The following is a 19,390-nucleotide window of genomic DNA, read 5'->3' on the forward strand; positions in this document are numbered from 1 at the left end:
GACCTGGTGGTTCACACCCGGGTGGGGGCCTTTTTCGCGTACGCCGGGTGGGTCGCTCGGCGCGAGTTCGCAAGCGGTTGGACCGGGCTGGCGTTGCTGGGGCATCCGCTGCGCTTCTTCGAGCATTCAGTCGTTGGTGATTACGCTGGTGGCGTGGGGGGACAGCTGCGGGTTCGCGTGCAGGGGGACCTCTATCACCCGGTGGTGCCGCCCGGTGCCGTGTATGTGGGGCGGCAGGGCTTCGGGTTGCGGCGTTCTCCCTGGGCCAATCCGTTCAGCCTGCGAAAGCATGATCGGGCGGAGGCGTTACGCCTCTATCGGCAGTGGCTTGTGGGGCAGCCGGCCCTGGTTGACCGGGCGCGTCGAGAGCTCACGGGGAAGCAGTTGGCGTGCTGGTGCCGCGTCGAGGATGCGTGTCATGCCGACGTGCTGGCCGACATCATCGGTTGAGGTGCAGTCGGCGTCCAGCAACTGGGCGCCTCGGTGCGTAGACACCGCCGATGCTGAAGGACTGGGGTCTTGCCGCTTGGTTGCCTACAAAGAAGGCAACGTCGCGGTCAGCGGCGCTGAGCTGGTTGAGGAACTTGTTTCTCAGATGCTCAGCAGCCTCCGCGTCGCTGAGCTGGTTCAGACGGCGTTGTAGGGCGACGAACTCCCAGTCCCAGAGTGTCTGCCGGTGACCGCGGCAATGACGGTCTGCGCATCGGTAGCGGTAGGCGCCGGTGAAGCGTGGTGCTTGAAGTGGGCCGCGCTTGGCCGGTTCCAGCAGGTCGAGCTGGTTGAAATACGCGGCGATCTTCTTGCGATCCTCCGCCGACCAGCCGGGATGCCGCCTGACCTGAAGCGCCGAGATGTCGACCACGCGAATCAGCGCGATCGATCGTGCGCTCCGGTCGTCGCGGGCCTGTTTGTTGAGCCGGCACATGGAGTCTTCGACGAGCGGATCGAGGAGGTTTCGACGCGCCTGCCGACTGGCAAGGTGCCGCTCGGTGGTGATGGTGTCCACGATCGGTTTCCAGCTCTCGCGCCGCTGGTCTTGCCTGGCTGGCAGTGCCTCGACGTGGATGATGTCGTACTTGTGGAACGTGCCGTCGTCGTCGAGGTCTCGGTAGTGGAACGGGTAGAGGCGGATCCAACCGGTCCAGGGCGGGTCCATGCCCAGTGCCCCCACGCAGACCGTCTCCCCGTACCGCGCGGAGAGGTTGGGTGCCGCCTTCACTGTGATCAGGAGGCGGAGTTTTGCTGGTCGTGCCAGGACCGGCTTCGGTCTCGGATCTTCGTCGGTGCTCAGTCCCCACAACGGAAGCTGTTCCAACGGCACCACCCACGTCGCAGAGTGCGGCTACCAGGACACACTTAGTTACATAGACAGTTTCACATCTGAGGGGATTGGGCGCTAGCCGGTAGGGCGAGGGTCCACCTCTCAGCCTCCGCCGTTGCCCTACGCTGGCGCCATGAGGGAACCCAGCGCGGACCGGACTGGTAGGTGCTGATGAACCGGCGTGCGGCGGCACCTGCCGAGGTGATCCCTGACGCGATCCGGGCGGACGTGGAGAGGCTGTGGCGCTACCACGACCTGCACCACGAGTTGCGCCCGTGCACCGTGGGAATCGGGCTGGGAAGTCATGACCTCGGCGTCGCGGTCATCGCGACGCGACTGTTCCGCGAGGGCCTGTTCCCAAGGATCGTGTTCACCGGCGCGAACGCCCCGACGACCGTCGAACGGTTTCCTAGGGGAGAAGCGGTGCACTACCGCGAGTACGCGATCGAGCAGGGCGTACCCGCGGAAGCAATTCTCGTGGAGCCGCGTGCCACGAACACCGCTCAAAACCTGGAGTACTCGCGTCAGATCCTGACTGAACACCGGATCCCGGTGCAGTCGGTGCTGATCATGTCGCGGCCCTACCAGCAGCGTCGGGCCTACGCCACGTGCAGGCTGATGTGGCCGGAGGTTGATGTGGTGTGCGCGTCGAACCCCCTCGAACTAAACGACTACGTGCGCAGCATCGGCGACCCGCGGCGGGTGGTGGACATGCTGGTCGGCGACACGCAGCGGATCGAGGTGTACGCCGAGCGCGGCTTCGCGATCCCGCAGGAGATGCCGGACGAGGTACGGGCGGCGTTTGAGCGCCTGGTGGCGGCTGGCTACACGAGCCGGCTGATCTGAGTTCAGTTACCAGCGCGGCCCTCCCGACCGGACGCCCATCCGGTCGCTGAGTTCGACGGCCAGTCGGGGCGGCCGAGGGCGGGTGAGGATATCCCGAACGAGGTCGCGGGAGAGCTGGTGGTAGCGCACCTGGTCAGCGCCGATGATCTCTGCGTTCAGGAGCGCGGCGAGCGCGTCGTCGATGCGGTTCCACCGGGCAAGGGCTCGGGCGGTTTCGATGGCGTGTCGAACCTGCCGCTCGACGGGCACGGTGCTGGTGTCGAGTGGGGCGCCGATGGCGATGGCGCGTTGCACGTCGCCGAGTTCCATCGCCACGGTCGTCTTGTGGATCGACACGTTGGTCGGCCCGAACGCGGTCCACACGTGGTTGCCGTCGGCACCGAGTCTCTGTGCGGCGGCGTCGGCCTCGGCGATGTGGGTGTCGGCGGAGGCGCGGTCGTCGTCTCGGGCTGCGGCCAGCGCGCAGACGAGGTGCAGGCTGCCGTAGACCGACAGCAGCTGCGGAGTGGGTTTGGCGAGCCGTGGTTCCAGGAACTGCGCCGCCGTGGCGGCGAGGCCACGAGCCTGCGCATATTCGCCAATGGACGCCAGCGAGTGCGCGGCGGAGCGGCTGAGCGAGCCGATGACGACGTGGTCGTGGCTGGCGTTGGCGGCGGCCAGTCCACGGCTGGCGGCGGTCCACGCGAGGTCACCTTCGCCGAGCTTGGTGAGGAACAACGCGGCGAGCTGGTGGGCGTAGGCGGTCATCGCGTGCGCTCGCTGGCCATCGTCTCCGTCGTACGCCTCGGTGGCGGTGAGGCAGTCGTGGATGAGGTAGGGCAGCCGGCGGGCGAGGGTGCCGTATCGCGAGTGTTGGTAGGCGGTCCAGATCTCGGCGACGTCGTTCTCGATCTCGCGCAGGGCGGGGGCCTCGACGTCCCCCGTGCTGGCCAGCGTCGGCGCGAGGTGACGATAGTCGTGAAGCGCGGCCCGCAAGGCCGGGATGGTCTCGCGCCCTGATTCGTCCGACCACTCGAACAGGCTCGGTGCGCCGATCAGGTCGCCGAGGGACACGTCGAGGGCTTTGGCGATCGCGCGTATGACCGACAGCCGATCGAGGTCTGCCCGGTTCGTCTCGACCTTGCGTAACCACTCCTGGGTCTTGCCAACCAGACCGGCCAGCACCTCCTGGGAGAGGCCTCGTCGACGTCGGTAGAAGGCGACGCGCTGGCCGATGGTCATGTCGTCCGTCATCCCTCGCACACCATCACCCTGCCCGCTGAAGGCCGCCGGACCCGGTACGGATTTTCCCGGTCCTCCGTACGGACCGCCCCTACGTTCAGTTCACCCCAGATCACCGGCGCGCGTCGATGCCGGTGTCAGGGATGACTAACAGGGAGCTGCAGATGGAGGGATCGATGAGCGGCGCACCACACCACGGATTGGGCCGCAGGCTCGGCCCGTCCTGGAACGAACTGTCTCGGTGTTCTCCCCGCCTGCGTACCGCCATGAGGGCTGCGTGGGTGGGTGATCGGCGGCCTGCTCCCAGCCGCCGTGATGCGGCGGCGGGCTCGCCATTCCCCCGGCGAGCCCGCCGCCCATCGTTCCTGGTGGGGGTGGAGGCATGACGGTGTACGTCTCGCGTAACGCAATGGCCAGCCAGTCCCGGCGCCCCGAGCCCAGGTGGACGTCCTCACTGGGGCAGGTGCGGCGCGCTGATCCTCCGCTGCTCACCTTCGTGTGGCGTCGGCTGTTCGCGCAGCAGGCCCGCGAGGGTGGTCGCCGGTGACCGGGCAGCAGCGCCGTCTCGCGGCGAACCGGCTCGCGCCAGCCGAGGTGGAGCATCTGTCGATGCGCCCGCTGTGGCTGTGCCGACGGTGCGGGCAGCCGTGGCCCTGCGGCGCGGCGAAGCTCGCGCTCCTCGCCGAGTACCGAGAAGTGCCGGTGAGTCTGTTCCTCTACTTGGCCGGCTGCCTGCACGACGCCATCGACGACCTGCACCGGCTGAACCCGAGCGTGACGGGCAGCGCCGGGGACATGTTCGACCGGTTCCTCGGCTGGCCCGCCCGCCACACCCACGCCTACCGCGTCAGTACCACCACGGCCGCCAGCATCGAAGAGGCCTCCTCGTGAACGGCATCGGCCTCATCAACGTCACCGGCCAGCCGGCGGTCGCACCTGGTGGCGTGCCCACCCCGCGCCCAGACTGGTTGAAGTCACATGCGCACCATCACGATCGGCGACGTGAAGGTCCTGGACAACTTGCGCGGCGTCACCCTCAGCGAGGACCAACTTTATGACCTCACCCAGTTGGCCGTCGCTGCGCTGGATCTCACCGTCCGCAACAGTTGAAGCCGAGGAGGCATCGTGCTTGCTGAACCCACTGGCAGCCCGGACACGATGCTCGTCTGCATCCGGGGCAACTCCGGCTTCGGCAAGAGCAGCATCGCCCGCAAACTACGACGCCGGCACGGCCGGGGCTACGCCCTGGTCGAGCAGGACTACCTGCGCCGCATTCTGCTGCGCGGCGCAGGGGCGGACATGGCCCAAGAGGCTAACCCTCACCCCGTCAACGGCTACCTTCGCTCTCGGTGAGAACGGGCACCGCACCGATCTCCCCAAGGCCACTCGTCTCGCTGCTGGTCCGTGCGGGCAGGCGTGCGCCACCGACGGCGACCACGGCAGGGGCGGCGCCGGGGGACATCTCGCCGGAACCTTTCCGCTCCGGCGGCGCCGGTGACTCGACCACGTGAGCGAGGGGCAGGTCGGGCCAGCTCTAGCGTGGCGGTGAGACGTACAGCCCGACCCGGCATCCCGTCTCGCCCGGCTCCAACCACCCGAGGTTGTACTCGGGTGACTCGATCGTTCCGGCGGGAGTCCGGACCAACAGGAGGCATTCCCGCTCGGCGGGTACGCCCACCGCGGCGACGAGCACGCCCTCGTGGGTGGCCGTGTCGACGGTGACGTACTGCGCGGGAAAGGCGGCCCGCACCGCGCCCGCGAGCGTGTCCGGTGTGGCGGTGCGCAGCGCCGCGCTGAGCCGGTCACGCGCGTCCGTGGGCAGCGCCGGGAACGGTGCCGCGCTGGGCACCGGCGGAGCGGCCCCCGACGGGCAGTCGATCTCCTGGTACGGCAGGTAGTGATGGAGTTCGAGCCGGTAGCGGTAGCACCGCGTGGCCTGGCCGGCGGAGTTGCCCAGGTCGCCGAAGGTAGCCCCGTCGGCTTGCGCCACCGTCACCGTGATCCGTACGTCGATGACGGCCTGCTCGTTGATGCCGGTTCGCCCCGACCTGGCGAATGCTTCGCGGCGGATGGTTGAGCTGTCGCCCTCCACCGCCTTGGGGACGTGGGTCGCGACGAGCCACTCGGCGTCCCGGACCCGGTCGCGAGTGAGATCATCATCGAGGCGCTTCGCCTCGGCCGCCGCGTGGTTTTCCGCCAGCGTGTCGCCGTCGCGCTGCTGCGCGCACCCGCTCAGCAGCAGACAGACCACCAACGGCAGCACGCTGATCCGGCGGGAGAGAGCCATGGCGTCGAGCATGCCGGCCAGCCAACACGGCGGGATGAGTGCTCGTACTCAATCTGGCACCTCCTGTGGCAGCATCGACGGTGCTGGCCTTTCTGCGGGAGGACGCATGGCGTTGGGACCTGTGCTGGTGGTCGGTCTCGATCCCGAGAGGATCCCGGGTTGGGATCCGGAGCCGGTCGTGGCCGCCATCGCGCGTGGTCAGGCCCGGTTCGGGGAGCACGGCATCGAGGCCGACCTGTGCCTGGTGGTGCCCGACGAGACCGCCGAGGCGGCCATCGTCGAGGCACTCACCAGGAAGGAGTACGCCTGCGTGGTGGTCGGCGGCGGCATCCGCAAGCACGAGCCGCTGCTCCCGCTCTTCGAGACCGTGGTCAACCTCGTCCGGCAGCATGCCCCCGGCGCGGCCATCGCCTTCAACAGCAGCCCGGAGGACACCGCCGACGCGGCACTACGATGGCTGCCGCAGGACGGAACGCGGCATCGTGACCGTTGACGCCTCCCCGACCGGCAGCCCGGACACGATTCTGGTCTGTGTCCGGGGCAACTCGGGCTCGGGCAAGAGCAGCATCGCTCGGGAGCTGCGGCTGCGGCATGGCCGGGGGTGTGCGCTGGTCGAGCAGGACTACCTGCGCCGCATCCTCCTGCGCGAGCGGGACCGGCCCGGCGGTGTGGCGCCGGCGCTGATCGGGCAGACCGTCCGGTTCGCGCTGGACCACGGCTACCACGTGGTGCTGGAGGGCATCCTGCACTCCAGCCGCTACCGGCCGATGCTGACGGCTCTGCGGGACGGCCACCGTGGACGGTCGCTGTTCTGCTACCTCGACGTGTCCCTGCCCGAAACCCTGCGCCGGCACCTCACCCGCCCGCAGGTCACCGAGTTCACCGCCGAATTCATGAGTGGGATCTATGCCGCCCACGACGTCCTGGGCTGGCCCGACGAACTCGTCCTACCGGAGAGCACCACCTTGGAGGGGGCCGTCGAGACCATCGCCACGACGGCGGGGTTACCGCAGACCGGACGGGTGGACGACGTGATCCCGATCCTCCCCTGAGCGCAGGGGGCGCCTCAGCGACGTCGTCGCGCCGCGTCGAGCAGGGCGGGCGGGGTGTCGAACTTCTCGTGGGCGGCGAGGTCGACGCCGGGGGCGACGATCGTGTCGATCGCGTCGAGCACGTCGGCGGAGAGTGTGGTGTCCGCGGCGTCGAGTTGGGAGCGCAGATGCTCCATGGTGCGGGGGCCGATGATCGCGCTGGTCACGGCGGGGTGCGTGGTGACGAAGCCGAGCGCGAGTTGGATCATGGTGAGGCCGGCCTCGTCGGCGACCGTGGCCAACCGTTCGACGGCGTCGAGCCGGGCCTGGTTCGCCGGGATGGTGGTGTCGAAGCGTTGCGGAAGGATCGCCGAGCGGCTGGTGGTGATCTCCCGGCCCGCCCGGATCGCGCCCGACAGCCAGCCGGAGGCCAGCGGGCTCCACGCCAGCACGCCGAGCCCGTACTGCTCGGTGACGGGCAGGACGTGTGCCTCGACGCCGCGTTGCAGGATCGAATAGCTGGGCTGCTCGGTGACGTACCGGCCCAGGTGGTGTTCCCGGGCGGCCCACTCGGCCTGCACGATGCGGTACGCGGGGAACGTCGACGAGCCGAAGTAGCGGATCTTCCCGGCGCGTTGCAGGTCGGTCAGCGCCGACAGTGTCTCCTCGTCGCTGGTGCGCGGATCCCACCGGTGGATCTGGTAGAGGTCGACGTGGTCGACGCCGAGGCGGCGCAGGCTGTGGTCCAGTTCGGTGACCAGCCAGCGCCGTGAGCTGCCCTGGTGGTTGCGCTCGTCGCCCATGGGCATGCCGGCCTTCGTGGCCAGCACGAGGTCGTCGCGGCGACCGACGATGGCCTTGCCGACCATCTCCTCCGACTCGCCCTGGCTGTACATGTCGGCGGTGTCGATGAGGTTGATCCCGGCGTCCAGGGCGGCACCGACCAGAGTGGTGACCTCGTCCTGGGTGGTACGCCCCAGGCTGCCGAAGTTCATCGCGCCGAGCGCGAGTGTGCTGACCTGGACGCCGGTGCGACCCAAGGTGCGGTACTGCATGACTGCCCTCCACGAGCGGGTAGATTCGGATAAGCGGAGCGCTGTTCCGCTAGGAACTATACGGAACATTGTTCCGCTTGCCAAACCGCCCTCGCTATGTGGCACGATTTGGCCTGTGACCAGCACACCTGCCGAGGAGCAGCGCCTGCGCGACCTGGCGCGGCTGCGCCGCGTCCGGGACCGGATCGACCGGGAGTACGCGCGGCCGCTGGACGTCGAGGCGCTCGCCCGGGGCGTCCACATGTCGACCGGGCACCTCAGCCGCGAGTTCCGGCAGGCGTACGGCGAGTCGCCGTACAGCTACCTGATGACGCGGCGCATCGAGCGTGCGATGGCGTTGCTGCGCCGGGGTGACCTCAGCGTCACCGATGTCTGTTTCGCGGTCGGCTGCTCGTCGCTGGGCACCTTCAGCACCCGATTCACCGAGCTGGTGGGTGTCCCGCCGAGCGTCTATCGACGAGAGGCGGTACGCGCGACGGCGGGGATGCCCTCCTGCGTGGCGAAGCAGGTGACCAGACCGATCAGGAATCGAGAAGCGGCGCACCTCGAGCCGCACCTAGCCTGACTGTCATGGACATCAGCATTCACAGCAGCTTCCTGCCGCACACCGACCCGGACGCCTCCCTGGCCTTCTACCGCGACGTCCTCGGCTTCGAGGTCCGCAACGACGTCGGCTACCAGGGGATGCGCTGGATCACGGTCGGTCCCGTCGATCAGCCCGACACGGCGATCGTCCTGCACCCGCCGACCGCCACCCCCGGGCTCACCGACGACGAGCGCCGCGTCATCGCGGAGATGATGGCCAAGGGCAGCTACTTCGGCGTCAACCTGGCCGCCTCCGACCTCGACGACACGTTCGGCAAGCTGGCCGGCAGTGGCGCGGAGGTCGTGCAGGAGCCGACCGACCAGCCGTACGGCGTTCGGGACTGCGCCTTCCGCGACCCGGCTGGCAACATGGTCAGGATTCAGGAGAAGCGCTGAGCGGTCGGCCGGGCCGGGCGACAGATGGAGACACGATGACGCACGCAGCCGACAGTCACGACCTGATCCGTGTGCAGGGTGCGCGCGTCAACAACCTCAGAGACGTCAGCGTCGAGATCCCGAAGCGCCGGCTGACGGTGTTCACTGGCGTCTCCGGCTCCGGCAAGAGTTCGCTGGTGTTCGGCACCATCGCCGCCGAGTCGCAGCGGATGATCAACGAGACGTACAGCTCGTTCGTGCAGGGCTTCATGCCGACGCTGGCGCGCCCGGACGTCGACCTGCTGGACGGCCTGACCACGGCGATCATCGTGGACCAGGAGCGGATGGGCGCGAACTCCCGTTCCACGGTGGGCACCGCCACCGACGCGAACGCGATGCTGCGCATCCTGTTCAGCCGGCTCGGGCAGCCGCAGATCGGCTCGCCCAACGCGTACTCCTTCAATGTCCCCTCGGTGCGGGCCAGCGGCGCGATCACCGTGGAGCGCGGCGCGGGCAGGACGAAGACCGAGAAGGCGACCTTCACCCGCCTCGGCGGCATGTGTCCGCGCTGCGAGGGCATGGGGTCGATCAACGACATCGACCTGACCGCGCTGTACGACGACACCCTGTCGCTCAACGAGGGCGCGATCACGATCCCCGGCTACAGCATGGAGGGCTGGTACGGCCGGATCTTCCGCGGCTGCGGCTACTTCGATCCGGACAAGCCGATCGCCAAGTACACCAAGCGGGAGCTCGACGACCTGCTCCACCGGGAGCCGACCAAGATAAAGATCGACGGGATCAACCTGACGTACGCCGGTCTGATCCCGTCGATCCAGAAGTCGTTCCTGACCAAGGACGTCGACGCGTTGCAGCCGCACATCCGCGCCTTCGTGCAGCGGGCGGTCACGTTCACGACCTGCCCCGACTGTGGCGGCACGCGGCTCAGCCGGGAAGCACTCTCGTCGAAGATCAAGGGCAGCAACATCGCCGATGTCTGCGCGATGCAGATCAGCGACCTGGCCGCCTGGGTCCGAGGTCTCGACGAGCCGTCGGTGGCCCCGCTCCTCAAAGGGTTGCAACACCTCCTCGACTCGTTCGAGGAGATCGGCCTGGGCTATCTCTCGCTCGACCGGCCCTCGGGCACCCTGTCCGGTGGTGAGGCGCAGCGCACCAAGATGATCCGCCACCTCGGTTCGTCGCTCACCGACGTCACCTACGTCTTCGACGAGCCGACCATCGGCTTGCACCCGCACGACATCCAACGGATGAACGAGCTGCTGTTGCAGTTGCGCGACAAGGGCAACACCGTGCTGGTCGTGGAGCACAAGCCGGAGGCGATCGCGATCGCCGACCACATCGTCGATCTCGGTCCCGGCGCCGGCACGGGTGGTGGCACCGTCTGCTACGAGGGCACCGTGGAGGGTCTGCGCGGCAGCGGCACCATCACCGGTCGCCACCTCGACGACCGGGCGTCGCTCAAGCCGGCGGTACGTACCCCGACCGGGGCACTGGAGATCCGCGGCGCCACCGCCCACAACCTCCGCGACGTGGACGTCGACGTTCCGCTGGGGGTGCTCTGCGTCGTCACCGGCGTCGCCGGATCCGGCAAGAGTTCACTGATCCACGGCTCGATCCCGGCCGGCGCGGGCGTGGTGTCGATCGACCAGGGTGCGATCCGCGGTTCACGGCGGAGCAACCCGGCCACGTACACCGGTCTGCTCGATCCGATCCGCAAGGCGTTCGCGAAGGCCAACGGCGTGAAGCCGGCGCTGTTCAGCGCCAACTCCGAGGGCGCCTGCCCGACCTGCAACGGCGCCGGCGTCATCTACACCGACCTGGCGATGATGGCCGGCGTCGCCACCACCTGCGAGGACTGTGAGGGCAAGCGGTTCCAGGCGTCGGTGCTGGAATACCACCTCGGCGGTCGGGACATCAGCGAGGTGCTCGCGATGTCGGTGTCGGAGGCCGAGAAGTTCTTCGGCGCCGGCGACGCGCGGACGCCGGCCGCGCACGCCATCCTCGACCGGCTCGCCGACGTCGGGCTGGGGTATCTCAGCCTCGGCCAGCCGCTCACCACGCTGTCCGGTGGCGAGCGGCAGCGGCTCAAGCTGGCCACCCACATGGCCGAGAAGGGCGGCGTCTACGTCCTCGACGAGCCGACCACCGGCCTGCACCTGGCCGACGTCGAGCAACTGCTCGGTCTGCTCGACCGGCTCGTCGACTCGGGCAAGTCGGTCATCGTCGTCGAGCACCACCAGGCGGTCATGGCGCACGCCGACTGGATCATCGACCTCGGTCCCGGTGCCGGGCACGACGGCGGCCGGATCGTCTTCGAGGGCACACCCGCCGACCTGGTCGCCGCCCGCTCCACCCTCACCGGCGAGCACCTGGCGGCGTACGTCGGCACCTGATCGCGCCCCCCGCCACGACCCCGTCAGGCGCTCGTTCGGGACGCGAGGATGTCCAGGTAGTGCGGGTTGGTCATGACACCCAGCAGGTTGCCGAACGGGTCGACCACCGAGGCCGTGACGAAGCCTTCGTCGCCGTGCGCGGTGATCGGCTGGTGCTGTGTGGCGCCCAGCGCCAGCAGCCGCTGCACGGTGGCGTCGAGGTCGTCGACGTGCCAGTGCATGATCGTGCCGCCGGGCGCGTCGGCCGTGCCGGGTGGCGCGTACCTGCGGTCGATGATGCCCAACTCGGCCTCGTAGTCGCCGACGCGGAACTCGGTGTACGCCAGGCGTCCGTCCGGGCCCGAGCGCCGGAAGTACGCCTCCTGGCCCAGGAACTCCGCGTACCAGGCGGTGGCGGCGGCGACGTCGTCCGCCCAGATGTTGAGGGTCGCGAATCCCCGCAGGCTCATGGTGTTCCTCTCGTCGGTGTGTGGCTTCCCCCGTGCACGCTAGCGAGCATTGCGGAGGGAGCGGTTCCGCGATGCTCGCCACCTCGACGTCAGCGGACCGGGGTGCGGCACTCAGCGGGTGGCGCCCCCGGCCCCGTACCCGGTGTGTGAGACGCCGCTCGCCGGGTAGCCACCGCCGTCGGACCGAGTGGCGGGAGTTCGTGTGAAGCCCTACCCCGCGGTGGAGGAGCACGGCCTGATCGGCGATCTGCAGACCGCGGCCCTGATCAGCGCCGACGGCACGGTCGACTGGTTCTGCGCGCCCCGCTTCGACTCGCCGAGCGTCTTCGGCGCCCTGCTGGATGCCCGCAAGGGCGGCCACTTCCAGCTCGCCCCGGACGGGGTCGATTACACGAGCAAGCAGCTCTACCTCCCCGGCACGCCGATCCTGATCACCCGCTTCCACGGCGCGGACGGCGTGGGGGAGCTGTTGGACTTCATGCCCGTCACCGGTGCGCAGGCCACCGACCGGCACCGGTTGATCCGGCTGGTCCGGATGGTCCGGGGCAGCATGCGGTTCCGCGTCGACTGCCAACCCCGGTTCAACTACGCCCGCGACCCGTACGAGCTTGAGGCCCACCCCGAGGGTGACGTCTTTCGCAGTTCGACCATGAGCCTCACCCTCACCCCGTTCCGGGACACCAAACGGCTCATCGACGCGCAGGACATCCGCCGCGACGCGGAGGGCCTGTCGTCGCGGTTCACGCTGCAGGCGAACGACATCGGCGGGGTCGTCCTGGAGACGGCCTGCCCGAACGCGCCCCGCGCGATCAGCACCGAGCAGGCGTGCGCACTGCTCGCCGAGACCCGCGACTTCTGGCGGCGGTGGCTGGACCGGTCCCACTACACCGGCCGCTGGAGGGAGATGGTCGAGCGGTCCGCGATGACTCTCAAACTGATGACGTACGCCCCGACCGGCGCCCTCGTGGCCGCGCCCACCGCGGGGCTGCCGGAGCAGGTCGGCGGGCAGCGGAACTGGGACTACCGTTACACCTGGATCCGCGACGCCTCCTTCTCGGTGCACGCGTTGCTGCGACTGGGCTTCACCGACGAGGCCGCGAAGTATCTGTGCTGGCTCGACGCGCGTATCCGGGACGCCCGCGACGGCGACCTTCCCCTGCAGATCATGTATCGGGTCGACGGCTCATCGGACCTTCCCGAGGAGGTGCTGGGCCACCTGGAGGGCTACCGCGGCTCGGCACCCGTACGGATCGGCAACGGCGCGGCGGGCCAACTGCAACTCGACATCTACGGTGAGGCGCTCAACTCACTGGAACTCGCCGACCGGCACGGGCTGATCGCCCCGTACGAGGGGTGGCGCAAGACGGCGGGGCTGATGGACTGGCTCTGCGATCACTGGGATCAACCCGAGGACGGCATCTGGGAGACCCGGTCGGGTCGGCAGGACTACACCTACGGACGGATGATGTCCTGGGTGGCGCTGGACCGGGCCATCCGCCTCGCCCAGCGCCGTGCGCGACCCGGCGACACCACCCGCTGGACGACCGAACGCAACGCCATCTACGAGCAGATCATGGCTCGTGGCTTCCACCCGAAGCGTCAGGCGTTCGTGCAGCACTACCAGACCGACATCCTGGACGCCTCGCTCCTCGCGATGTCCGAGCTCGGCCTCATCGCGCCGACCGACCCGATGTGGGAGTCGACGCTGCGGGCGGTGGACGCCGATCTGGTCTCCGACAGCCTCGTCTACCGCTACGACCCCCGGGCCTCCCCGGACGGCCTGGCCGGCACCGAGGGCACCTTCAGCATGTGCACCTTCTGGTACGTCCAGGCCCTCGCCCAGTCCGGCCGGATCGACGACGCCCGGCTGACCTTCGAGAAGATGCTCACCTACAGCAACCCGCTCGGCCTCTACTCCGAGGAGATCGCCCCCACCGGCGAGCAGATCGGCAACTTCCCGCAGGCGTTCAGCCACCTCTCGCTGATCAGCACCGCGACCCACCTCGACGAACTGCTCGACGAGCGCCGCCCCTAGAAGAGGGTCAACGGCTCGACCGGTACCGGCTCGGGCAGCGGGTCGAGGCCGGGCACCCGGGCCCGTACCTCGTCGTGGAAACGGCGGGCGAGCACCGGCGCGTCGGCGTTGTCCGGGGTGTGCACGAACACCGTCGGCGAGCGCCCCTCCCGCAGCCAGTCGGCGGTGACGTCGACCCAGCGCTGCCACCCCTCGACCGTCCGGGTGGTGTCGTCGCGGCCGAGGTAGCGGACGATCGGCCGGTCGGTCAGCGCCACCGACCGCTGCGGCACACGCGGCTTCTTCATCCAGGCGTCCCGTTCCGCGTCGCTGGTCGGAGGGGTGGTGAAGAACGCGGTGGTGTCGAACGGGATCCACCCGGCGTCCGCCTCGCCGAGGGTCTGTTCGAGGAGCCGGATCGCGCGGGAATCGGTGAAGAACGCCGGGTGGCGGACCTCCACGGCGTACCGGTGGGATCGGGGGAGTTGGCCGAGGAAGCGGCTCAGGGTCGGGACGTCGGCGGGAGAGAACGAGCCGGGCAACTGGACCCAGAGGGCATGGGTACGCGGACCGAGCGGCTCGATGGCGTCCAGGAACGCGCGCAGCGGCTCGTCGGTGCCGGTGAGCCGGCGCTCATGCGTGACGACCCTGGGAAGTTTGAGGACGAAGCGGAAACCCGGATCGGTCTGCGCGGCCCACGAGGCGACGGTTTCCCGGGTCGGTGTGGCGTAGAACGTGGTGTTTCCCTCCACCGCGTCGCACCAGCCCGCGTAGTGCCGCAGTCGCTCCTGTGGTGCGAGCGGATGCGCCAGCAGCCGGCCCTGCCACGCCCGGTGGGTCCACATCGCGCATCCCACGGCTAGCCGCACGACCGCCCTCCCTCCGCCGCACCGGGCCCCGGCCGGAGCCCACGGTATACGCGCGCCGGCAACGACGGCAGCGGCGGTGTGGCAGGTAGGGTCGCACGCCATGCGCCTGCTGTTCGCGAGCCTCGCGTCCGTCGGTCACACGTATCCGTTGATCCCGCTGGCGGTCGCCGCTCGGGACGCCGGTCACGAGGTGCACTTCGCCGCCGGTCCGGCGGTGCACGCGCCGCTGGCCGCGAACGGCCTGCGGCCGTTCCGACCCGGCGACGCCTTCTACGAGGTGTACGCCGAGGATCTGGAACCCGAACTGGCCCGGCTGCGCCCGGATCTGGTGGTGCACGAGTGGGGGCTGCCGGGGGCGGCCATTGCGGCTCGGCGGGCCGGCATACCCGGCATCTGGCACGGGTTCGGCCGGCTGTTCCCCGACGACATCGGCCTCGAACCGCCCACGAAAAACCCCGAGGTCGCCGGTCGAGCGCACCTCGACATCTGCCCTCCCTCGTTGCAGGACAAGGGCTTCGTCGCCACGCAACGGCGCATCGAGCTGCGACCCGTCCCGTTCTCGCCGTCGGGTCCGCTGCCCCCGTCCGCCGCTCGTGACGGCTCCCGACCGCTGGTCTATCTGACGCTCGGTACGGCGTTCGGCACGTCGGAGCTGCTGACCACGGTCATCGCCGGACTGGCGGCGCTGGGCGCCCAGGTGGTGGTCGCCGCTGGTCGGGTGGCGCCGGAGGAGCTTGGCGAGATTCCCGACCACGTGACGGTGCATCGATGGCTGCCGCAGGCGGAGTTGTTGTCGCAGGTGGACCTCGTCGTGCACCACGGCGGTAGCGGCACGACCCTCAGCGCGCTCGCGGTGGGCGTACCGCAGCTGATGCTGCCGCAGGGCACCGACCAGTTCGCCAACGCCGACGCGGTGACCGCCGCGGGCGCCGCCCTGCGGCTGCTGCCTGCCGAGGTGCGTCCGGGTGCCGTGGCCGAGCAGGCGCGCAGGCTGCTGCCGCGTGACGGCGAGCACCGCGACGCCGCCCGCGCGCTCGCCGAGGAGATCGCCGCCATGCCCTCCCCGGCGACGGTCGCGCACCACCTGCCGGAGTACGCCGCGGCCGCCTGAACCCCAGTCGTGATCACGTCATGCTCAGCAGTCCCCTCGGGCCGTCCCCCGCTGCTGAGCGTCAAGTGATCATCGCGGGATCGATCGTCAACTTACGGTTGACGTAAGCGCACGCGTCAACTTATGGTTGACGCATGACGGAACCCATCCAGATCGGCAACACGATCAAGCTCGACGACCTCATCCAGGCCATCAAGAAGGCGCACACCGACGCCCTCGACCAGCTCACCGACGCGGTCCTCGCCGCCGATCACCTCGGCGAGGTCGCCGACCACCTGATCGGGCACTTCGTCGACCAGGCGCGGCGCTCGGGTGCCTCCTGGACCGACATCGGCCGCAGCATGGGAGTCACCAAGCAGGCCGCCCAGAAGCGCTTCGTGCCGAAGGCGACCGACGCGGCGGCGCTCGACCCGAACGCCGGCTTCGGCCGCTTCACCCCCCGGGCCCGCAACGTGGTGATGGCCTCGCAGGAGGAGGCCCGGGCCGCCGGGCAGGCCGAGATCGGCCCGGAGCACCTGGTGCTGGGCCTGCTGGCCGAGCCGGAAGGGCTGGCCGCCAGGGTGATGACCGATCGCGGCGCCACCCCGGAGGCGGTACGGGAGGCGGTGGGCGCGGCCCTCCCGCCGCCGGCCGACCAGGTCCCGGACCTCATCCCGTACGACGCGCGCGGCAAGAAGGCCCTGGAGCTGACCTTCCGGGAGGCGCTGCGCCTCGGGCACAACTACATCGGCACCGAGCACATCCTGCTCGCCCTGCTGGAGCAGGAGGACGGCACGGGTGTGCTCACCGACCTCGGCCTGAGCAAGGAGACCGTCGAGGCCGACCTGTCCGCCGCCCTCGCCGCCGCAGTCGGGCAGGAGTGACCCGTCGGGTCAGGAGACCCCGGGGAAGCCGTAACGCAGGGCGTGCTCCGGATCGGCCGGGTCGATCTGGCGCACGCCCGCGTCGGCGAGCCGCTTGTTGACCTCGTCGAGCTGGTCGCGCACCAGCCGGGCCTCCTCCTCGGTGACCCGGCCCCGGTGCGGCTTGCCGGCGTGCTCCAGCGTGCCGTAGTCGAATTTCTCAGCGCTCTTGCGGGCCTTGGGCGGGCGGACCCGCTCGGCCGTCTTCAGCAACTGCGCCATGGGCACGTCGGTGGCCATCGCGTCGAACTCGCTGGCGGTCAACACCACCCGACGCGGCTCGCCACCACCGTGGCGGTCGTAGATCTCGACCACGGCCACGTCCAGGGCCGCGTCGTCGATGTTCTCCACCTCGGCGGGGGTGGCGTCCAACTGCACAGGCCCGGCGACCAGGTCCGGGTGCTCCAGGACGACGACCCGCACCGCCTCGTCGTCCTGCTGCAGAACGGTGCCGGTGAAGTCGGAGACGTGGATCGTCTTCTTGCCCATGCGCGGAGCTTCTCCTGTCGTAGGCCGGATGCCGGACCACAAGAAATTACCCGACAGGTGTGCGAATGCCGCCGCTGGACCTCCGCCGGTGTGTCGTCCGGCGCGAACTCAGAGACTGCCCGTCGGCGCCACCCACTCGGTGGGCTGGCCGGTGACGGCGCTGATCCGGTCGTAGTCGGCGTCGTAGTGCAGCACGGTTGCGCCGTGCTCCTCCGCGGTCGCTGCGATGTAGGACGTTGGTGCGTCAGCGCGTGTTCAGGCCGTGCCTGCCGGAGCTGCCGACGGGCAGCCTGTTCACCGTGGCCCACGACATGCCGTCACCCGTCTCGCGAGGTCCCCGGTGGCGCGGTTGGGCCGGGCCTGCACCTGGCCGCCTGGCTCGGGCAGTGGCCGGCCGGGCCGGGCCTGCACGTGGTCGGCTCACACCGCCGGGCCAGGCCGGCCTGGGACGGTCGACTGCGCCCGGCGCTCGCCGTGGACACCGGACGCAGCGGGGTGCTCTCCGTGGCGCCGGACCGGGTGGCCGCGATCCGCGCACTGGCGCACGACGCACCGGACCGGTTGCTCGCCGCGCTGCCGGAGGCCGTCGGGCGGCCCGAGTTCTGCCTGCACGACGGGCCGTTCCGGTGGAGTGTGGCACCCGCGCCGCTGCCCGACGTGGGGGAGTGGACCGCGTCCACCGCCCCCGGACTGCCACCCTGGCTGCGACTGTTCGACCGGCCGGTGCTGGTGGTGCGCGACGCGGACGGCACCTACCTGGCCGGGGCCGGCATCAAGCGGCACGACGCGTACGGGCACGAGCTGGCCATCGGCACCGTGCCGGCCGCGCGGGGTCGTGGCCTCGCCCGCCGGTTGGTGGCGCAGGCGGCGCGGCGGGTGCTCGACGAGGGCGCGGTGCCCACCTACCTGCACGAGTGGGACAACGTGGCCTCGGCCCGGGTCGCCGAGGCGGCGGGTTTCCCGGACCGGGGTTGGCGCGCGTACGGGGTCTATCCGCGCTGACGCCCGACCCTCGTCGGCGCGGACCGTGGATCCCGGGCCGGATCCACGGTCCGCAACCTCCCCCCAGGTCCCGGTTTCGGGCGACCGTCCACGCACGGGGCGGGCCGGTTCGTGCCGATCACGCTACGTATCGAGCAAGCGCGGTGCAAGGTGCGAGCTGTCGGTTCGGAGTGTCTAATAGTGGACTTGACCTGCGGCTGAGCTGGCAGAGGATGCCGGTCGGGTCAGTGACGTAGCGTGCGGATCAGGTCGAGGACCTGCCGGGTCACCGGGCGCAGGAGCCGGAGCCGGGACAGCGCCACGAGTCGGTCGATCAGGGGAACGGCGCCGTCGATCAACTGCCGGGTCTTGGTCTGCCCGGGCGACCGGTCGTGCACCCAGTACAGGATCACCCCCATGTACGCGAGCCAGAGCAGCTCGGGCAACTGCGGGCGCAGATCGGCGTCGACCTTGGCGGTCGAGCCCGTCAGCACCTCGGCGAAGAGGTCGATGGCGGCCTGCCGGGGGCCGGACGACTCCGCGGAGAACGGGCTGAGCGGGGATGTCGGCTCCGCCGCCGTCTTGAAGAAGGTCGCCGCGAACTCGTGCGACGGCGTGAGCACGTCGATCCCCGCGTGCAGCACCCCGGCCAGCCGGGCGCCGAACGCCTCCTCCCGGTCGAGCACGGGTTGCGCGGCGGCCCGGTGCTCGACCTGGGACTGGGCGTAGAACTCCTGGATCAGGTGGTCCTTGGAGCCGAAGTAGTAGTAGGCGTTGCCGACCGCCACGCCGGCCTCCTGCGCGATCGCCCGCATGGTGGTCTGGGCGTAACCGCGCTCGCGGAACAGCCGCATCGCGGTGTCCCTGATCAGCTGCCGGGTCTGCTCGCCTCGGGCGGTGGCAGGGTCACCCGCAGTGGTCGTCGGCGCAGGTTGGTCGGTCATCGGGGCCACCGTATCCCGCCAGTTCGTCCGTCGGCTCGGCCCACGGGTCGCGAACCCGTTCCCGGATCGCCGAGGCGGCCGCCACCACCTGCCGGGCGAGCGGCATCAGGTGGGGGCGGGCCAACCGCTCGGCCGCGGCGCGGTGGTCGGCCAGCGCCCAGAGGCAGGCGAACCAGGCGCCGTCGCCCGCGTACACCTCGCCGGTGTCGGCGATGACGGTGAGGTCGCGCAGCGTCGCGTCGTGGTCCAGGCCGGGGAAGCGCCGCCGCGCTTCGGCCGACCCGGCCGGCACGAACTCCAGGGGTACGAGCTGGGCGCGCGACGCCAGCCATCGGCGGGCGGCCCGACAGAGCGGGCAGCTCGCGTCGAACAGGACCGTGAACCCCCGGATCCCACCGCCCCCGTGAGCGGTGGGATCCGGGAGCCGGCCGACGCCGTCGGTCGGTGGCACGGTCATCGGGTCGGTGCTGGACCGGTCGGCCCGGTGCCCGGCTGG

General features: G+C 70.1%; 22 protein-coding genes and 2 pseudogenes. 15 read left to right on the forward strand and 9 right to left on the reverse strand.

Going from position 1 to position 19,390, the window contains the following annotated elements; translation table 11 throughout:
* The first annotated feature begins 153 nt into the window (after window positions 1-153).
* Window positions 154-450 carry a DUF4326 domain-containing protein gene (locus F8271_RS08105; RefSeq protein WP_192580191.1) on the forward strand — a complete coding sequence of 99 codons (297 nt, stop codon included), beginning with the start codon at window positions 154-156 and terminating at the stop codon, window positions 448-450.
* On the opposite strand, the gene F8271_RS08110 is transcribed toward F8271_RS08105, so the two are convergent.
* Window positions 440-1,324: a hypothetical protein gene (locus tag F8271_RS08110; RefSeq protein WP_151489026.1), complete on the reverse strand. Its 885-nt coding sequence runs from the start codon at window positions 1,322-1,324 to the stop codon at window positions 440-442. The two genes, F8271_RS08105 and F8271_RS08110, sit on opposite strands and share 11 nt — an antisense overlap.
* Window positions 1,325-1,486: 162 nt before the next feature.
* Between F8271_RS08110 and F8271_RS08115 the strand changes: the two genes are divergently transcribed.
* Window positions 1,487-2,167: a YdcF family protein gene (locus tag F8271_RS08115; RefSeq protein WP_192580192.1), complete on the forward strand. Its 681-nt coding sequence runs from the start codon at window positions 1,487-1,489 to the stop codon at window positions 2,165-2,167.
* 6 nt (window positions 2,168-2,173) lie between these two features.
* On the opposite strand, the gene F8271_RS08120 is transcribed toward F8271_RS08115, so the two are convergent.
* Window positions 2,174-3,400, reverse strand: coding sequence for a helix-turn-helix domain-containing protein (locus tag F8271_RS08120; RefSeq protein ID WP_192580193.1), 1,227 nt, complete (start codon window positions 3,398-3,400; stop codon window positions 2,174-2,176).
* Window positions 3,401-3,770: 370 nt separating this feature from the next.
* On the opposite strand from F8271_RS08120, the gene amcA reads away from it, so the two are divergent.
* From amcA to F8271_RS08135, 4 genes and pseudogenes are all read left to right on the forward strand, one after another.
* Window positions 3,771-3,935, forward strand: coding sequence for a multiple cyclophane-containing RiPP AmcA (gene amcA / locus F8271_RS32245; RefSeq protein ID WP_192580194.1), 165 nt, complete (start codon window positions 3,771-3,773; stop codon window positions 3,933-3,935).
* Complete coding sequence (locus F8271_RS08125) at window positions 3,932-4,279, forward strand: hypothetical protein (protein ID WP_151489028.1); 348 nt, start codon at window positions 3,932-3,934, stop codon at window positions 4,277-4,279. Before amcA ends, F8271_RS08125 begins: the two co-directional genes overlap by 4 nt.
* 120 nt (window positions 4,280-4,399) lie before the next feature.
* A pseudogene (locus tag F8271_RS08130) lies at window positions 4,400-4,498 on the forward strand (pentapeptide repeat-containing protein); the annotation flags it as partial.
* Between the two features lie 15 nt (window positions 4,499-4,513).
* Window positions 4,514-4,672: pseudogene (locus F8271_RS08135) on the forward strand (kinase); the annotation flags it as partial.
* Window positions 4,673-4,922: 250 nt separating this feature from the next.
* Here F8271_RS08135 and F8271_RS08140 read toward each other — a convergent pair.
* The gene (locus F8271_RS08140; protein WP_225854252.1) at window positions 4,923-5,675 is read right to left on the reverse strand and encodes a hypothetical protein; all 753 of its coding nucleotides are present in this window, start codon (window positions 5,673-5,675) and stop codon (window positions 4,923-4,925) included.
* 106 nt (window positions 5,676-5,781) lie between these two features.
* Here F8271_RS08140 and F8271_RS08145 point away from each other — a divergent pair, with 106 nt between their 5' ends.
* Complete coding sequence (locus tag F8271_RS08145) at window positions 5,782-6,168, forward strand: hypothetical protein (RefSeq protein WP_151489029.1); 387 nt, start codon at window positions 5,782-5,784, stop codon at window positions 6,166-6,168.
* Window positions 6,158-6,727, forward strand: coding sequence for a kinase (locus tag F8271_RS08150; RefSeq protein WP_225854255.1), 570 nt, complete (start codon window positions 6,158-6,160; stop codon window positions 6,725-6,727). Before F8271_RS08145 ends, F8271_RS08150 begins: the two co-directional genes overlap by 11 nt.
* Before the next feature lie 14 nt (window positions 6,728-6,741).
* Here F8271_RS08150 and F8271_RS08155 read toward each other — a convergent pair whose 3' ends face one another.
* Window positions 6,742-7,761, reverse strand: a complete 1,020-nt coding sequence (locus F8271_RS08155; protein ID WP_151489031.1) for an aldo/keto reductase — start codon at window positions 7,759-7,761, stop codon at window positions 6,742-6,744.
* A 115-nt stretch (window positions 7,762-7,876) separates the two neighbouring features.
* On the opposite strand from F8271_RS08155, the gene F8271_RS08160 reads away from it, so the two are divergent.
* From F8271_RS08160 to F8271_RS08170, 3 genes are read left to right on the forward strand one after another with little or no spacing between them, the layout of a single operon-like run.
* Window positions 7,877-8,326, forward strand: coding sequence for a helix-turn-helix transcriptional regulator (locus F8271_RS08160; protein ID WP_151489032.1), 450 nt, complete (start codon window positions 7,877-7,879; stop codon window positions 8,324-8,326).
* Between the two features lie 5 nt (window positions 8,327-8,331).
* Window positions 8,332-8,742 (forward strand): VOC family protein, encoded by a 411-nt coding sequence (locus F8271_RS08165; protein WP_151489033.1) that lies wholly within the window; start codon window positions 8,332-8,334, stop codon window positions 8,740-8,742.
* 35 nt (window positions 8,743-8,777) lie between these two features.
* Window positions 8,778-11,135, forward strand: coding sequence for an excinuclease ABC subunit UvrA (locus F8271_RS08170; RefSeq protein WP_151489034.1), 2,358 nt, complete (start codon window positions 8,778-8,780; stop codon window positions 11,133-11,135).
* A gap of 23 nt (window positions 11,136-11,158) precedes the next feature.
* Here F8271_RS08170 and F8271_RS08175 read toward each other — a convergent pair whose 3' ends face one another.
* Window positions 11,159-11,584: a VOC family protein gene (locus F8271_RS08175; protein WP_151489035.1), complete on the reverse strand. Its 426-nt coding sequence runs from the start codon at window positions 11,582-11,584 to the stop codon at window positions 11,159-11,161.
* A 202-nt stretch (window positions 11,585-11,786) separates the two neighbouring features.
* On the opposite strand from F8271_RS08175, the gene F8271_RS08180 reads away from it, so the two are divergent.
* Window positions 11,787-13,619, forward strand: coding sequence for a glycoside hydrolase family 15 protein (locus F8271_RS08180; RefSeq protein ID WP_151489036.1), 1,833 nt, complete (start codon window positions 11,787-11,789; stop codon window positions 13,617-13,619).
* On the opposite strand, the gene F8271_RS08185 is transcribed toward F8271_RS08180, so the two are convergent.
* Window positions 13,616-14,443, reverse strand: coding sequence for a DUF72 domain-containing protein (locus F8271_RS08185; protein WP_225854257.1), 828 nt, complete (start codon window positions 14,441-14,443; stop codon window positions 13,616-13,618). The two genes, F8271_RS08180 and F8271_RS08185, sit on opposite strands and share 4 nt — an antisense overlap.
* A gap of 124 nt (window positions 14,444-14,567) precedes the next feature.
* On the opposite strand from F8271_RS08185, the gene F8271_RS08190 reads away from it, so the two are divergent.
* Both F8271_RS08190 and F8271_RS08195 read left to right on the forward strand, forming a co-directional pair.
* Window positions 14,568-15,578, forward strand: coding sequence for a glycosyltransferase (locus F8271_RS08190; protein ID WP_151489038.1), 1,011 nt, complete (start codon window positions 14,568-14,570; stop codon window positions 15,576-15,578).
* Window positions 15,579-15,712: 134 nt separating this feature from the next.
* Window positions 15,713-16,441 (forward strand): Clp protease N-terminal domain-containing protein, encoded by a 729-nt coding sequence (locus F8271_RS08195; RefSeq protein WP_151489039.1) that lies wholly within the window; start codon window positions 15,713-15,715, stop codon window positions 16,439-16,441.
* A 9-nt stretch (window positions 16,442-16,450) separates the two neighbouring features.
* Here the strand turns inward: F8271_RS08195 and F8271_RS08200 are convergent, their stop codons facing one another.
* Window positions 16,451-16,969, reverse strand: a complete 519-nt coding sequence (locus tag F8271_RS08200; RefSeq protein WP_151489040.1) for a hypothetical protein — start codon at window positions 16,967-16,969, stop codon at window positions 16,451-16,453.
* 360 nt (window positions 16,970-17,329) lie between these two features.
* On the opposite strand from F8271_RS08200, the gene F8271_RS08210 reads away from it, so the two are divergent.
* Entirely contained in the window at window positions 17,330-17,971 is a 642-nt protein-coding gene (locus F8271_RS08210; RefSeq protein ID WP_151489070.1) for a GNAT family N-acetyltransferase, read from the forward strand.
* A gap of 224 nt (window positions 17,972-18,195) precedes the next feature.
* Here F8271_RS08210 and F8271_RS08215 read toward each other — a convergent pair whose 3' ends face one another.
* Window positions 18,196-18,894 carry a TetR family transcriptional regulator gene (locus F8271_RS08215; protein WP_151489041.1) on the reverse strand — a complete coding sequence of 233 codons (699 nt, stop codon included), beginning with the start codon at window positions 18,892-18,894 and terminating at the stop codon, window positions 18,196-18,198.
* The gene (locus tag F8271_RS08220; RefSeq protein WP_151489043.1) at window positions 18,857-19,351 is read right to left on the reverse strand and encodes a thiol-disulfide oxidoreductase DCC family protein; all 495 of its coding nucleotides are present in this window, start codon (window positions 19,349-19,351) and stop codon (window positions 18,857-18,859) included. Before F8271_RS08220 ends, F8271_RS08215 begins: the two co-directional genes overlap by 38 nt.
* Window positions 19,352-19,390 lie beyond the last annotated feature (39 nt).

This window comes from Micromonospora sp. ALFpr18c, assembly GCF_008868155.1.
GTDB lineage: Bacteria > Actinomycetota > Actinomycetes > Mycobacteriales > Micromonosporaceae > Micromonospora.